The sequence below is a fragment of the Pseudoalteromonas citrea genome (assembly GCF_000238375.3).
Lineage (GTDB): Bacteria > Pseudomonadota > Gammaproteobacteria > Enterobacterales > Alteromonadaceae > Pseudoalteromonas > Pseudoalteromonas citrea.
In genome coordinates this window covers 323,650-337,425 of the sequence record NZ_AHBZ03000014.1, presented here as the reverse complement: position 1 = coordinate 337,425, position 13,776 = coordinate 323,650, and the positions used below count along the sequence as shown (strand labels likewise).

Sequence of the window (13,776 nt, the reverse complement as noted above, 5' to 3'; positions counted from 1 at the left end):
AATGCTTTTAAGCCATAAATTATTCGCTGAGGCTACTAATATAGTCGATCACCACTTGGTGATGTTCTTTCGTTTTAAACTTGTTGAAGACGTGCTTAATAGTACCGTCTTGACTAACTAAAAAGCTAAGGCGGTGAATGCCGTCATACTCTTTACCCATGAACTTCTTTAACCCCCAAACCCCAAACGCATCAGCGATAGCGTGATCTTCGTCAGATAGTAAGTCAAAGTTCAATTCTTTTTTGGTTTCGAAGTTTTTTAATTTCTTTATTGGATCTGGGCTTATGCCCACCGCAACAGTATTTAACTGGGCGAGTTGTTCTTTATGATCGCGCAGTTGTTCCGCTTGTACCGTACAGCCTGGAGTGAGTGCTTTTGGGTAAAAGTAAACTAGAACTTGGTTATCATTCAACAAGGTCGCAAGTTCTACAACTTCGTCGTTTTGGTTTTTTAAAGAAAATAGAGGGGCGTTATCGCCTGCCGTGAGTGTATTCATTAAAGTGATCCTTAGCGAATGCGTCTTAATACATAGTCTACGTTGAGTACGCCTGAAAGATCTTCAAATTTAATCTTAAATGCGTCTACATCAACATCTGTCGGAATATTTATTTCGAGTTCACAGCGCATATGCGTTTTATCAGACTCTTCGTATGTATCTGATTTTAATGAACAGATATTAATACTTTGCTCTGCGAAAAAACGTGTCATTTTGCTAAGAGTACCAGGCATATCGATTCCGTGGTACTCAAGCGTGTAACCTGCACTGAAGTTACTGTGTTGATGTGCACTGGTGCGCTTCATCATGGTTAGTAAGCCAAGTTCCATACTCTTGACTGGAAGAGTATGTTCGACACGGCTTATAGCCGACATATCACCACTGAGCAGCATGATAAAGGTAAATTCATTACCTAAAATAGCGATGCGACTGTCTATTATATTACAGTGACAATCACTGACCAATTGGGTCAGTTCACTGACAATACCTGAGCGATCTTCACCGATGGCTGTTAAGACCAGTTGTTGGTTTTCAAAAGCAGTCATTCAAGGTGCCTAAATTTGTGTCTATATCACCGAACCTAACAATACAAATGCGATAATACGACGAATAATTGATATTTAACCAAAAATGGTACCATAGTTGGCTCATGAACACATGGTCGATTTTGTTATAAGGGCTTTAAATATGCAATAAATGAACGGCTTTCTTGTGTTTAGTGTCTTGGGAAAGTACCATAGTGTCGTTTTTGCGTGTGTATGAGCTAAGTGCTTCATTAATAATGAAACAGTTTAATGTAGGCGTAAATTTATATTTAACAGTGAACCAAATCAGCATTCCTCACTCATAGTAATGAATTAAAAATAATGGGTTTGCTAAGGAGAATAATCAGTGCAGTATTGGATCCCAAAAGCGTTGACAGTTGGTGTAATTCTTGGTTTGTCTGGGTGTAGTGTATTTATTAACGATGCGCACAATGAGCGCAACTATCGTGTTAATGATGCAGTTAAAACGCCGGCTCAATTAGAGCAGCCATATCAAGATCCAACGTTTAAAATGGATGTAGCAACGTTTAATAATGACCCTGAAGCAAAGAGTTTTCGCCCGCCTCAGCAAGTATTGACGCTCGCTACAGGTAGTTGGGTTGAAGAGAATGAGACTATTGCGCGGGTTTATTTTGATAAAAATGATGGCATTGATGATCTGAATCAGTTTATTTGGCGTGCGATTGATAGCGTTATGGTAAACCGTAGCACTAACATTGCTCTGGATGAACGTGAAAAAGGTCGTGTTAGTACAAATTGGTATTCTCTTATTCAACCGATTGAAGGGTGGTTCTGGGAAGACAATAAAATAGTCTCGGAACAAAAAATAAAGTTTGTTATTGAACAAAAAGAACACCAGCGAACTGCGTCCTTAAAAGCTGAGCTAATTGACTATAGAAGTGATACACAGCCACTTAATGCGCTACTTCAGCAACAGCTGGAAGTAAGGGCTTTGAATGAAGTTGTCGCTGAATTTGACTATTTGTACCGCTTGTTACAAGTTGAAATGCGCAAGCAGCAGGGTGTATTGTCTTTGGAAATCGGTTTTGATGATAAAGGTCACGCTGCATTGATCACTGAACAAGATCATAAAATAGTGATAGATCGTTTTGCGGGCTTTTTGGAGCGTGTAAACTTCACTATTATCAAAATTGACAGAGAGTCAGGTTTGATATCTGTGCGCTATGAAAAACCAGATGATAGTGTTTGGGATTCAATTTGGGGTGATGATGCTTTATTGTTACCTCTTGAAAGTGGTGATTACACTGTAAGTGTTGCTAAAACTAAAGAGGTGACCACATCACTGACGTGGCGAGATGCTGCGGGTGATGTATTGGAGCCTGAAGTGATGACACAACTGCAACAAGCATTATTGGTTGTGCTGCGTGATAAAGGGCTAACTATTTAATCATCTAGTTTTAAAAAAGAAAAGAGCTTAGGCTCTTTTCTTCGTTTTTGTAGGCAAAATAAAATGACAACACAATTAAGTGGCGATAAATCAATAGATTTTCGTACATTATTCGCTTTTATTGTCCCATCGTTAATCGGTATTTTTCTATTTATGACTCCGGTTGCGATTGGCGAAGCAATGACAATCCCAATAGCGGTGATGGCCAAATCCTTACAAGCTTTTGTTGCACCGGTTATGAGTGAGCTTATTTTAGGTATCATTTGCTTAACGGGTCTAATGAGCATATTTATTAAATTGGTAAAACCAAGTTGGCTAGAAAAAGCGCCATTAATAAAGCACCTCTTTGATGTAAGCTGGATTTGGTTAGTAACGCGTCTATGTGGTGCAGCGTTTATAATTATGACTTTTTTTAAAGTTGGCCCTGAGGTTGTCTATTCAGCACATACGGGCGCATTAGTTTTAAATGACCTTTTACCAGTCTTATTTTCAGTTTTTATTCTGGCTGGATTATTATTACCTTTGCTATTGAACTTTGGTCTCCTGGAGCTTGTTGGAACGCTACTAACACGCGTCATGCGCCCATTATTTGGTGTGCCAGGTCGAAGTGCTGTTAATTGTGTTGCATCATGGTTAGGAGACGGCAGTGTGGGTATATTGATGACGGCTCGTCAGTATGAAGATAAATATTATACGCAACGAGAAGCGGCTGTCATAGGGACCACTTTTTCTGCCGTGTCAATTACGTTTTGTCTTGTGGTCATTGGCCAGGTAAAACTGGAACACCTATTTGCGCCTTTTTACCTTACAGTATGCTTAGCTGGTTTTGTCGCCGCAATTATCGTGCCGCGCTTGCCACCACTTAGATTCAAAAAAGATGTTTATATTGATGGTACTTCTGTTGATACCGATGCCGAGTCAGTACCAGAAGGGAAGACGTTATTCACTCACGCATTGGATGTGGCTTTGACGAAAGCAAAAAAAGCGCCGGGAGTGAAGGGGACTTTACAAGAAGGTGTAACTAATGCACTTGATATGATTTTTGCTGTACTCCCCGTTGTAATGGCGGTTGGAACATTTGCGTTGATAGTTGCTGAGCATACCAGTATATTCCAAATTTTAGGCACACCATTTGTACCGTATTTGGAGTTGCTTCAGGTGCCAGAAGCTGCCCAAGCAGCGCAAACAATAGTGGTTGGCTTTGCTGACATGTTTATTCCTTCTATATTGGCTGCCAGTAGTATTGATAGCGACGTCACTCGCTTTATAGTTGCGGCAATGAGTGTCACGCAATTGATATATATGTCAGAAGTGGGGGCGCTTTTGCTTGGTAGTAAAATACCGGTTAACTTGTTTGAGCTATTTGCTATTTTTGTATTGAGAACGTTAGTGACCTTACCTGTGATAGCATTAATGGCACATTGGTTGGTTGGCTAGCCAGTCATATAGTGACCCTGAATTAAGTAAATAAAAGAAGAAAGGCGCTTAATTGGCGTCTTTTTTTTCGTCATCACTCTGTATTTGCTTATCTACTTTCTTTTTTACCTCAAACTTAGTCGCGTATTTTAACAACGCGATATTACTCCAGATAATACCAAGTACACCGATGATGATTAAGACAACTTGCCAAGTTTCTAACTGCTGCATTGTATTCTCCTCTATAACAATCAATCTTTATTGTACTTTGCTTTACATAAAAAGCGAGACTCTAACCAAGTGCCACCTAGCGATGAATGAAATCACTGTAAAATTATGTGTTTTTACAAAGCAATTTCAACGTTTACTTGATATTATTCACCTCTCAGTCAGGCCTGTCATTTTAGGCTAGCATATTTATAATTTTAGGATAGGGTGAGTAGTCAACTGATGGAACATGTATTGATCTGGCCAGCACAATATCCGCTGCTATTACGTGGATTAGCTGAACAAAATGGTGCTTTTATCCTTGATGCGCTGGAATCTTGGCCGGTTTGTGGTACCTCAATCGGCGAACAGGGGGTTGAGAGCACAATATTACCTCCTGCATTTTATTTACTTTGGCTGAAACCATTAGAACCGTTTGAATCTTGTTATTTTCAACATATCGATGAATATGACGAGCAGCAACAAGTGTATACACAACAGTTATTTGAGCATATTGACTCGACCGAGATGACAAGGCAATCTTTGACGACGACTTTGTTGGAAAGGTTGCAGGGCTACAGTGATCTGCAGTTGCAGATAGAGAGTGTACCTACTCCTTCATTTTACGAGTTATTACATCATCGGCGTTATTTTCAAACACTAACATGGGCTTTATCTCAAGGTATTAAGTTAACGGCGGTTGATTTGTGTAATGCTTGGAATAACGAAGACTTGCGAAGTGTGATCATTGATGCGTTGCCTAACTGTGTTGCTAACACCGCTGAAACGATTCAGCTAGCCACAGACTACTTACTCAAAGGTGAGGAATATTACTCTTTGTTGCGTGAGCTATGTGATGAAAGTGAGTTGAGTAGTTTATTAGAACAAGCATTACTGGCCCATGTAGTAGACCCACAAGCCAAACAATCAACATTGATTGCTTTTATTAGCCAAGGAGCAAAAGGGTATGCAAAAGATGACGTTGGTTGTTCTGCCTTTATGTGGGCGATTGAAAAGGGGTTTGTGAATGTCGTTGAACAATTATTACCGTATCAAGATATCAACTGTATCGATGACATGGGAGAAACTTGTTTACATTATGCCGTGAAGTCGAACTTACCGAGTATGGTTCAAGTTGTACTCAATGCCGGGTGCGATCCTCATCAACGAGACGTTAATGATCGAACTGCATATCGACTCTCAATGCAAAATAGCGCATTAGCTGCGCGAAAAGCACTCGAAGAGCATGGCATCATCGAATTATCAGAAGATGCGCAATATAACAAAATTCGACAAGTTCATGGTTTGTATGCTTTAGCGACATTACTGCTGCCTCTACAGCTCTTTTTCTTTTTTCATGATAGTTTAAACGCAAAGCAGGAGTTGGTCTGGGGGGCAGCATTACTTGGCGTGAGTATATTTGCTATTGCACGAGGAGTACGAAGAGGGCCTTTATATCCTTCAAAACCACACCCTTGGTCTCTTAAAGGCTTAAGTGCATTAAGCTGGATGAGTATTAGCTTGCAAGGGATGTTTTCATTGCTTGTTCTCATCACTTTATTAGGTGTCTAGTATAAGACACCTAACGTGATAAATTTTTGGTCTATGCTGTGTAAGCTAATCACTTTTTGATTGATGCGCTGCTTTTTCGTCTGCTAAGTCTTCTTTTAGCTTTCTGATTTTTAATCCAAGTTCTTGACCTCGGTGCCTCGCATAATAAGTGCAGCCAATAAACATGCTAGTTGCGAAGCCTAACTCTAATAACGCCCAAATGATTTGCTCTGGTGCAATCCAAATCATCGTAAGACTATGGATAAAATAAATCATCACAATGAAGTTCGCCCATGCATATGTATATGGCTTATCTTGTATTATCCCTTTAAGTGGTAGTAATAGGGGTAATATATAAAAAGTAAAAATAAAGCCATTGCTATACTGCTCATTAGGGCTTATGAGAAACATCCAAATAGGCATTAGAATGAGTAGCCCAACATAGCCTATTAAAGCCATTCGTTGATACTTTTGTGTGATTTTACTTTTGGTAATATGTGTCATTTAAGTTTACTTGCAATGGTAAATAATCGTTTTCCGACGGATTGGCATATTTTAACTTCCGTGTTTGATAACTTAGAGGTGTTATCAGCCCCAGCAACATGGGATGCACCATATGGTGTGCCACCAGTTGAGGTGTCGATGAGTTCTGGTACGTCATAAGGAACCCCCATTAACATCATACCGTGGTGCAGTAAAGGCAAAGATAAATTAAGTAACGTAGCCTCATTTCCGCCGTGCATGCTGCTAGAAGATGAAAACACACAGGCTGGTTTATCGATAAGCTGACCTTTTAACCATAGGTCGCTGGTTGTTTCCCAGAAAGCTTTTGCCTGTGCGGCCATCATTCCAAAGCGAGTGGGTGTGCCAAAAGCCAAGGCATCACAATCAATCAAGTCTTGCTTTGTAATAATGATGTCATGGGGTTGTTTCTGCTCAAATGTTCTGAGTTTGACAGTGGCGCCCAAGTTATCAATGGTGTCACTTATCTCGTGAGCCATATTAGCAACAGAGCCATGGCTTGAGTGGTATAACACCACGATATTGACCATTACAAAATGGCCAAAACAGACTCAGGCGGTCTGCCAATTACTGCTTTGTTATTGTTAACAACAATAGGTCGTTCAATTAACTTTGGATTGTTTATCATGGTATTTTTTAACTGCACTTCATCTGTGTCTTTAGATAGTGCGAGCTCTTTGTAAATCGCTTCTTTGTTACGGACTAACTGGTGTGCAGATGGGTAGTTGAGTTGGTCTAATAACGTTTCTAACTGTGCTAAATCGATCGGAGATTTCAAGTACTCTATAACTGTTGGAGTGATCCCTTGAGCCTCAAGAAGAGCAAGTGTTTCTCTCGATTTTGAACAACGAGGGTTGTGGTAGATTGTGACAGACATATTGGCTCCGAGTAGTGTTTTAGTCATTTTAAAGTATCTATCGATTTTCTCAAAGCTTTGCGAGCTCTTTTTGCATCTGTCGATATTGACTTAAGAGAGCTTTTAAGCGGCTTTCTTTAACCGTTTCTTGCTTCTCTACATGGTTCAGTGCACGCTGAATTTCATCCGCTGCTTGTATGTATGCACCGTATTGGGCCAATAAACTGGCTTTAATTTCGTGATAAGCTGACTTATTCTGTTGTTCTTTATAAACCTGGCTTAGCAACTCGATTGCAAGCGTGTGTTCCGGCTTATCAAGTAAAAAAATCTTCAGCAGCTGCTCTGCTTTATCATATTGTTTTGCTTTAATAGAGGCATTGGCATAATTGAGCGTGATCACTTGATTATTAGGTCTAAATTGATGCTTTTTATGTAATATTTTGACCGCATCTGCGGCCTTTTTTTGCCCAATTAATATATCGGTATATGCATCAAGGTAAAAAAGGTTATCAGGTTCCCTCTTAAGTAGTTTTACTATGATATTGCCTGAAAGCTGATATTTCTCCTGATCTAGCAGGGATAGCGCCAAACCATACTCCAATGCGCTATCATCAAGTTTAGAAGATCGCTTGAGCTGCCTTTCAAAGTACGCCTGAGCCTCGTCACTTGCATAATGGTTGCGTGCAAGCACTCTGCTTTTTGCTAATTGGAACTTGGGACTTTCAGGTAAATTAACAGATGCATATTGTTGTGCACGCAACCTGACGTCAGATACTCGCGAATCTGGTAATGGGTGTGTGAGTAAAAAAACCGGAGGCTTATTTTTAAAGCGCATTTGTGCTGCGAGTTTGCTTAGAAATTCTGCCGATTGAGTCGTGTCAAAGCCTGCATTGTGGAGTGTTTGCATACCAAAGCGGTCGGCTTCTTGTTCTGCCTTTCTACTATGCGTAAGTTGGCTCAACGCTGCTTGTGTTGAGTTAGCGGCTATAATGGCCATTCCAGCATCAGGTGCAATGACGGTAGCTAATATGCCTGTGATCATGCCTGCAATAGTGAGTGCGCTATTATCTTGTGCTTGTTGTAGTCGACGTGCTAAGTGGCGTTGAGTAACATGCGCAATTTCGTGGCCTAATACGGACGCAAATTGGCTCTCATTATCTGAGTGGGCGATTAGCCCAGTGTGTATACCCACATGGCCACCATAAAATGCAAAGGCATTTATCGCAGGGTTATTGATCCAAAAAAACGTAAATGGAAATCTAACATCATTAGCATTGGCGACTAAACGGTTACCTAAAGAGGTCAAGTACTCATTTAAAACGGGATCTTGTAATAATGGCGAACCGGAGCGAATTTGCATCATCATCACTTCACCAATCGCCTGCTCTTTTTCTAAAGGCAGTACTTGCAAGGCGGATGTGCCCAAATCTGGAAGTTTAAAGGTGTTTTGAGCCAATAAAGTTGAGCTCGATATTAGTAGCCCAGCACCGATGATAAATTTAAATATACTATTTAACGTCATACTAATCCTTCTTTAAATCATCGCCGAGCATGAGTTTTGCGAGATCAATCTCGTCATCACACGCACGGCTGTCTTTTTCACATAACTGATAAAAATCTTTAATTGAGACCCCATCTACTGTTTTGACGTTCAGTTCTTTTTTTAAAAATGCGATAATTTTATAAACGACTTTGTGCGCGTGTAAGATCATCGCTTTGTCTGCAATGTCACCGCGTTCAAAGTAGAAGCCTATAAATTTATGCAGTTGATTGATTCTTATTAGGTTTTTCATTGTGTGTGGATCCCAGATTTGGAATTCCATGAAGCGATTGTCTTTTATGTAATTGTCAATTTTCATATCTTTAGCATAAGGGAAAGCCCATAATTCAAAACCTCTATCAGTAAAGACTTGATGTAATGCGATCCGCGGCTTCTCGTGACTATGAATGATCCCATTGTCGTCCTCAAAACCATCGAGCAGTTCAAGGTTCCAATTGCGTTTATCGAGTAAGCGTTTTACCGCATTATCGAAACCGTGTTGCAGAATACCCTCACTTTCACTGACTGACGAAGCGACCAAATGATAAAACGGCGGTAACTCTCCCCAATTAATTTGCTTTTTGTACCAGTTTATTTCTTTTAATGTGGGGTTATTAGGTAATTGTGCTTTGCCACTAGGCTTTGGCATGAAAAAACTTCCCTAAACTAACATATAGCTATAAGGATAAACCATTGTCTTGTACCAAGCCACAGAACTATTCTTTTTAGTTTGTACTTCACAGTGTTACACTAGGTTATCAATGTGGTTATTTAAATGCCTGTATAGGCTTGATCTATGGTGAAAAAAAACCTTTGCGACCTTCAATGCCCTCAACTCTTCGTGCAGTTTAAATGGCATTTACAACAAGCTGAGAAAGCAGGTCATGTGATCCGCTTTTATTATGCTAATGCTCAGGATATGACAGATGTATTTAAATATTTAACATTGCGTCATTATTCTTATACCCAAAGCACAACATCACAATTATTTATCGAGGTAAATACCCACCATGTTTGAAATAGTAAAGCAGTGGTATCAAAATAAATTTTCAGATCCCCATTCAGTTACATTGTTGTTGATGCTGATTGCACTCGTTGGCTTATTATATTTTTTAGGGCCTTTTGTGGTGCCTGTCTTGGTCGCACTTGTGATCGCTTATTTGTTGGACTGGCCAACAGCCCATATGCAAAATGTGGTGCATAACCGAGTATTGGCCACAACACTTATTATGTTGTTATTTGTTGGGGTTGTATTGGCGCTTTTACTTGGTATTGTGCCGGTGCTCTGGCAGCAATTGAGTAACTTGTTGCAAGAAAGCCCACACATGATTGAAAAGGGGAAATACTTTTTACTACATTTGCCAGATGACTATCCCAACTTAATAACTGAACAGCAAGTGCAGTCGTTTGTAACAACTGTGGAAAGTAAAGTGATTGAGTTAGGGCAAGTAATCGTCTCTGCATCTCTGACATCGTTAAAAGATGCTGTTGCGTGGCTGATATATCTTGTTTTAGTGCCCCTGTTAGTCTTTTTTATGCTAAAAGATAAAGCCACTTTAACTGAAGGGATCGGCCGCCTTGTTCCAAAAGATAGACGACTAATTACGCAAGTTTGGCATGAAATGGATCATCAAATTATGAATTATATACGAGGAAAAGTATTTGAAATTGTGATCATTGGTAGTGTCACGTTTATTGCCTTTTATATCTTAGATTTGCGATATGCAGCATTATTAGGTGCATTGGTTGGTCTGTCTGTTTTGATCCCGTTTATTGGTGCTGCATTGGTTACTATTCCCGTGGCAGCAGTTGCTTTGTTTCAGTTTGGTATCGATACGCAGTTTTGGACTGTGTTAATTGTTTACGGCGTAATACAAGCACTGGATGGTAATGTATTAGTCCCGCTGTTATTTTCTGAAGCGGTGGACCTTAATCCTGTATATATAATCGTAGCAGTGCTCTTTTTTGGGGGCCTATGGGGGTTTTGGGGAGTATTTTTTGCAATACCTTTAGCGTCACTGGTTAAAGCATTATTTAACGCGTGGTCTACGCAGTGGCAAGAAGGGGAGTCGGTGTCACTAGAGCAATAAAATTAATTATTTACTCTAGTGTGGGTGGCTGTTTAAGTTTTGTCGGCAGCTACCCCGGTACTTTGGCGTATTACCAGTGATGGGGTAAAGGTACTAATGATCTCTTTGTCTTGTTTTCGAGATCCTCTCGTTTTAGAAAACAATAAGCGTGCCGCATGTTCCGAAATGACATTGTTAGCCTGATGTGCTGTGGTCAATTTGGGCCAAGTTTGGCGAGAGAATGGCGAGTCTTCAAACCCAGTTATAGATAGTTGAGCAGGAATATCTATATTCATTAAACGTGCAGCAAATAATGCGCCAGCAGCGACTTCATCATTACCGCCTAAAATAGCTGAAATATTGTTTTTGTTACTGTCCTTCAATAAGTGCTGTGCACCTAATACACCAGATTCAAAAGAGTAGCTCCCTTCGAATATATGCTCTTCACAGTAATTAATATTATGGTCTTGTAACGCTTGGCGGTAGCCTGCTAATCGCTCAGAGGTTGATTTGTGCTCCTTATCTCCGAGTACAAAACCGATGCGTTTATGACCGAGAGAAATTAAATGCTCTGTGATTTCATGAGCTGCGGCGAAGTCGTCAACAAAGATACAATTACTGCTATTTTCAGTCTCAGTTGCTCTACCAGATAGCAGGCGAACATACTGAATCCCGATTTCGTCCAGCATATCAATGATTTTTTGTTGTTCAGATAATGGTGGGGTTAAAACCAATCCAGCAAGGCGAGACCGTTTTATCATGGTGATAAAATCTGCTTCCATGTTATCGTCGGAGTAACTACACGGATGTATAACTAGCTCATATCCTTCGTCTTTACAGCGAGACAGCACACCGTTCTGCATATCAATTACATAGTAAGCATTGGGGTTATCATAGACTAAACCTACGGCAAACGAAGAGGTTCCAGCTAAATTCCTTGCTGCTATATTAGGTTGATAGTTGAGTTCTTTAACCGCGTTCATCACGATATCGTACGTTTTTTTTCTAACTGATGGTTCTTTGTTAATCACACGAGAGACGGTTTTCATCGATACACCGGCTAACTTAGCGACATCATTTATAGTGACTTTCATGTTGTTGTTCTTTTATGTGAGAGAGCGCAACGAGCTCAAAATTCAGTAAATGTCATTATTTGTAGCTTAGTCTATCTAATCCAAACATAAAATAGCAGCATAAAGATCATAAATAATTTAATGATACCGGTGTCAAATGACAAGAATTGGGTTATTATCCCCGCTATAAAATTGAAAAGTAGAGCATTGACAGCGTTGTCATTTTAACTTATGGTTTACTAAGCAAGTATCATTTTATTTATTAAGATCTCTTATATATTGTGTTTTTCAACGAGTTAGTCGTGTTTAGGGGAAGAGTATGAGTTGCCGAAGCAACCTGAATAGCTGGAAAGCATTAGAGCAATCAGCCGCAGATTTAAAACAACAAAAAATAAAAAACCTGTTTGCTCAGGATGAACAACGCTTTGATAAGTTTTCTTGTCAGATCCCAGGTTTGCTTTTCGATTATTCAAAACAGTTGATTGATGAAAGTGCTTTTAATCAATTACTGTCTTTAGCGGAACAAGTTGATCTAGCCGGCTGGCGAGAAAAAATGTTCAGCGGAGAAAAAATTAACTTTACTGAGAATAGGGCTGTATTGCATACAGCGCTAAGAAATCGTTCAGTTTCACCAGTATACGTTGACGGCGATGATGTTATGCCAGCAGTACATGGTGAATTGGAAAAAATTAAGGCGTTTACAGAAAACGTTCGAAATGGTCAGTGGACTGGGTACACAGGTAAAGCTGTAAAAGATGTGGTTGCTATTGGTGTCGGTGGCTCTAATTTAGGCCCGCAAATGGCCACAGAAGCATTGAAGTCATATGCCGATGATAGATTAAAAGTACATTATGTCTCTAATGTCGATGGCGTTCAGCTTGATAATGTCCTTGGCAAAGTAGATGCCGAGACTTGTTTGTTTGTGATCTCGTCAAAAACATTCACCACATCAGAAACGATGACAAACGCAAACTCAGCGGTTAAATGGTTTTTAGAGAGTGCGCAAAGCGATGCAGCGATAGCTAAGCATTTTGTCGCGGTAAGTACGAACTTAGAAAAAACACGTTTGTTCGGTATTGCTGATGAAAACGTCTTTACCATGTGGGATTGGGTTGGCGGTCGCTTTTCTTTATGGAGTGCGATAGGGTTACCGATTGCTTTGTACCTTGGTTTTGACGTGTTTTCTGATATTTTGGAAGGTGCATTCGAAATAGATGAGCATTTTAAAAATGCATCACCTGAGCAGAATATTCCGTTGATCATGGGCCTGTTAAGTGTATGGAATACCAGCTTTTTAGGGCACAAAGCTCAAGCTATTCTCCCTTATGACCAAGCACTTCATATGCTACCTGCGTATTTACAGCAAGGTGAGATGGAAAGTAACGGTAAGTCAGTGGCATTCGATGGACGAACGGTACCTTACACGACAGTACCTCTTATTTGGGGCATGACTGGTATTAATGGTCAACATGCGTTTTATCAATATTTGCATCAAGGAAATACGATAGTACCTGCTGATTTTATCGCATCGATAAAGCCACAAAAGAATGTTGGCCAGCATCATGATATTTTACTGTCTAATTTCTTTGCTCAAACAGAAGCCATGATGTCGGGAGTTGACGAGCAACAGGTTCGTCAGGCACTTGTATCGAAAGGTATCTCTGAAGAAAAGATAGAGCAGCTAGTCACGCATAAAATTCACCAAGGGAATAGGCCAACGACCTCGATGATCCTTGATACAGTTGATGCGAAAGCGGTAGGCCGCTTAATAGCGCTTTACGAGCATAAAATATTTTGTCAAGGAATTATATTAGAGATCTGTTCTTTCGACCAGTGGGGTGTTGAACTTGGAAAAGGACTCGCATCGGCAATTGAAGCTGAGCTAACACAAAGCGATGTAAGTCACGAGCATGATAGTTCTACAAATGGATTAATCGCTTACTACAAACAACATCGTTAAAAACTGTAATAAATTCGTCTCATAATAATGAGACAACTGAATCACGCAATGTGAAAAGATTACCTTTGAACGGGTAGCGCTGGAGTTCTTAGGGCCTGTATTTTTGTGAGAGGAATTACAGGGCCCCTAAGGC

At 40.1% G+C, this 13,776-nt stretch carries 15 protein-coding genes; 6 read left to right on the top strand and 9 right to left on the bottom strand.

The annotated features are described in order from the left end of the window. Window positions 1-19: 19 nt before the first annotated feature. Window positions 20-496 carry a thioredoxin-dependent thiol peroxidase gene (bcp, locus tag PCIT_RS04770; protein WP_010362594.1) on the bottom strand — a complete coding sequence of 159 codons (477 nt, stop codon included), beginning with the start codon at window positions 494-496 and terminating at the stop codon, window positions 20-22. Between the two features lie 11 nt (window positions 497-507). Further along, a complete protein-coding gene (locus PCIT_RS04765; RefSeq protein WP_010362595.1) occupies window positions 508-1,041 on the bottom strand; it encodes a glycine cleavage system transcriptional repressor in 534 nt (177 codons plus the stop codon). Between the two features lie 346 nt (window positions 1,042-1,387). Between PCIT_RS04765 and bamC the strand changes: the two genes are divergently transcribed. Together bamC and PCIT_RS04755 are read left to right on the top strand one after the other, a co-directional pair. Beyond that, window positions 1,388-2,449, top strand: a complete 1,062-nt coding sequence (bamC, locus tag PCIT_RS04760) for an outer membrane protein assembly factor BamC (RefSeq protein ID WP_010362596.1) — start codon at window positions 1,388-1,390, stop codon at window positions 2,447-2,449. A 63-nt stretch (window positions 2,450-2,512) separates the two neighbouring features. Continuing rightward, on the top strand, window positions 2,513-3,886 hold the full coding sequence (locus PCIT_RS04755) for a YjiH family protein (protein ID WP_010362597.1): 1,374 nt from the start codon (window positions 2,513-2,515) through the stop codon (window positions 3,884-3,886). A 48-nt stretch (window positions 3,887-3,934) separates the two neighbouring features. Here the strand turns inward: PCIT_RS04755 and PCIT_RS04750 are convergent, their stop codons facing one another. Beyond that, a complete protein-coding gene (locus PCIT_RS04750; protein WP_010362598.1) occupies window positions 3,935-4,096 on the bottom strand; it encodes a DUF2897 family protein in 162 nt (53 codons plus the stop codon). 204 nt (window positions 4,097-4,300) lie between these two features. Between PCIT_RS04750 and PCIT_RS04745 the strand changes: the two genes are divergently transcribed. After that, entirely contained in the window at window positions 4,301-5,644 is a 1,344-nt protein-coding gene (locus PCIT_RS04745; RefSeq protein ID WP_157592802.1) for an ankyrin repeat domain-containing protein, read from the top strand. 45 nt (window positions 5,645-5,689) lie between these two features. On the opposite strand, the gene PCIT_RS04740 is transcribed toward PCIT_RS04745, so the two are convergent. The 5 genes from PCIT_RS04740 to PCIT_RS04720 are packed head-to-tail and all read right to left on the bottom strand — an operon-like array spanning window position 5,690 to window position 9,190. Then, the gene (locus PCIT_RS04740; protein ID WP_010362600.1) at window positions 5,690-6,127 is read right to left on the bottom strand and encodes a DUF2069 domain-containing protein; all 438 of its coding nucleotides are present in this window, start codon (window positions 6,125-6,127) and stop codon (window positions 5,690-5,692) included. Beyond that, on the bottom strand, window positions 6,124-6,675 hold the full coding sequence (wrbA, locus tag PCIT_RS04735; RefSeq protein ID WP_010362601.1) for an NAD(P)H:quinone oxidoreductase: 552 nt from the start codon (window positions 6,673-6,675) through the stop codon (window positions 6,124-6,126). The genes PCIT_RS04740 and wrbA overlap by 4 nt, the downstream gene beginning before the upstream one ends. Further along, complete coding sequence (gene arsC / locus PCIT_RS04730) at window positions 6,675-7,022, bottom strand: arsenate reductase (glutaredoxin) (RefSeq protein ID WP_010362602.1); 348 nt, start codon at window positions 7,020-7,022, stop codon at window positions 6,675-6,677. The genes wrbA and arsC overlap by 1 nt, the downstream gene beginning before the upstream one ends. Before the next feature lie 49 nt (window positions 7,023-7,071). After that, on the bottom strand, window positions 7,072-8,523 hold the full coding sequence (gene bepA / locus PCIT_RS04725; protein WP_010362603.1) for a beta-barrel assembly-enhancing protease: 1,452 nt from the start codon (window positions 8,521-8,523) through the stop codon (window positions 7,072-7,074). A 1-nt stretch (window position 8,524) separates the two neighbouring features. After that, window positions 8,525-9,190, bottom strand: a complete 666-nt coding sequence (locus tag PCIT_RS04720; RefSeq protein ID WP_010362604.1) for a hypothetical protein — start codon at window positions 9,188-9,190, stop codon at window positions 8,525-8,527. Between the two features lie 147 nt (window positions 9,191-9,337). On the opposite strand from PCIT_RS04720, the gene PCIT_RS04715 reads away from it, so the two are divergent. Together PCIT_RS04715 and PCIT_RS04710 are read left to right on the top strand one after the other, a co-directional pair. Further along, complete coding sequence (locus PCIT_RS04715) at window positions 9,338-9,559, top strand: hypothetical protein (RefSeq protein ID WP_010362605.1); 222 nt, start codon at window positions 9,338-9,340, stop codon at window positions 9,557-9,559. Further along, on the top strand, window positions 9,552-10,631 hold the full coding sequence (locus PCIT_RS04710; RefSeq protein ID WP_010362606.1) for an AI-2E family transporter: 1,080 nt from the start codon (window positions 9,552-9,554) through the stop codon (window positions 10,629-10,631). The genes PCIT_RS04715 and PCIT_RS04710 overlap by 8 nt, the downstream gene beginning before the upstream one ends. 32 nt (window positions 10,632-10,663) lie before the next feature. Here the strand turns inward: PCIT_RS04710 and PCIT_RS04705 are convergent, their stop codons facing one another. Then, a complete protein-coding gene (locus PCIT_RS04705) occupies window positions 10,664-11,704 on the bottom strand; it encodes a LacI family DNA-binding transcriptional regulator (protein WP_010362607.1) in 1,041 nt (346 codons plus the stop codon). Window positions 11,705-12,002: 298 nt separating this feature from the next. Between PCIT_RS04705 and pgi the strand changes: the two genes are divergently transcribed. Then, entirely contained in the window at window positions 12,003-13,643 is a 1,641-nt protein-coding gene (pgi, locus tag PCIT_RS04700) for a glucose-6-phosphate isomerase (RefSeq protein WP_010362608.1), read from the top strand. The last annotated feature ends 133 nt before the right edge of the window (window positions 13,644-13,776 follow it).

What these genes read in the sequence shown, in the direction of transcription:
- pgi (WP_010362608.1), top strand. Translation starts at nt 12,003, where the DNA reads ATGAGTTGCCGAAGCAACCTGAATAGCTGGAAAGCATTAGAGCAATCA.
- arsC (WP_010362602.1), bottom strand. Translation starts at nt 7,022, where the DNA reads ATGTCTGTCACAATCTACCACAACCCTCGTTGTTCAAAATCGAGAGAA.
- PCIT_RS04740 (WP_010362600.1), bottom strand. Translation starts at nt 6,127, where the DNA reads ATGACACATATTACCAAAAGTAAAATCACACAAAAGTATCAACGAATG.
- bepA (WP_010362603.1), bottom strand. Translation starts at nt 8,523, where the DNA reads ATGACGTTAAATAGTATATTTAAATTTATCATCGGTGCTGGGCTACTA.
- PCIT_RS04705 (WP_010362607.1), bottom strand. Translation starts at nt 11,704, where the DNA reads ATGAAAGTCACTATAAATGATGTCGCTAAGTTAGCCGGTGTATCGATG.
- wrbA (WP_010362601.1), bottom strand. Translation starts at nt 6,675, where the DNA reads ATGGTCAATATCGTGGTGTTATACCACTCAAGCCATGGCTCTGTTGCT.
- PCIT_RS04765 (WP_010362595.1), bottom strand. Translation starts at nt 1,041, where the DNA reads ATGACTGCTTTTGAAAACCAACAACTGGTCTTAACAGCCATCGGTGAA.
- PCIT_RS04715 (WP_010362605.1), top strand. Translation starts at nt 9,338, where the DNA reads ATGGTGAAAAAAAACCTTTGCGACCTTCAATGCCCTCAACTCTTCGTG.
- bcp (WP_010362594.1), bottom strand. Translation starts at nt 496, where the DNA reads ATGAATACACTCACGGCAGGCGATAACGCCCCTCTATTTTCTTTAAAA.
- PCIT_RS04720 (WP_010362604.1), bottom strand. Translation starts at nt 9,190, where the DNA reads ATGCCAAAGCCTAGTGGCAAAGCACAATTACCTAATAACCCCACATTA.
- PCIT_RS04750 (WP_010362598.1), bottom strand. Translation starts at nt 4,096, where the DNA reads ATGCAGCAGTTAGAAACTTGGCAAGTTGTCTTAATCATCATCGGTGTA.
- PCIT_RS04755 (WP_010362597.1), top strand. Translation starts at nt 2,513, where the DNA reads ATGACAACACAATTAAGTGGCGATAAATCAATAGATTTTCGTACATTA.
- PCIT_RS04710 (WP_010362606.1), top strand. Translation starts at nt 9,552, where the DNA reads ATGTTTGAAATAGTAAAGCAGTGGTATCAAAATAAATTTTCAGATCCC.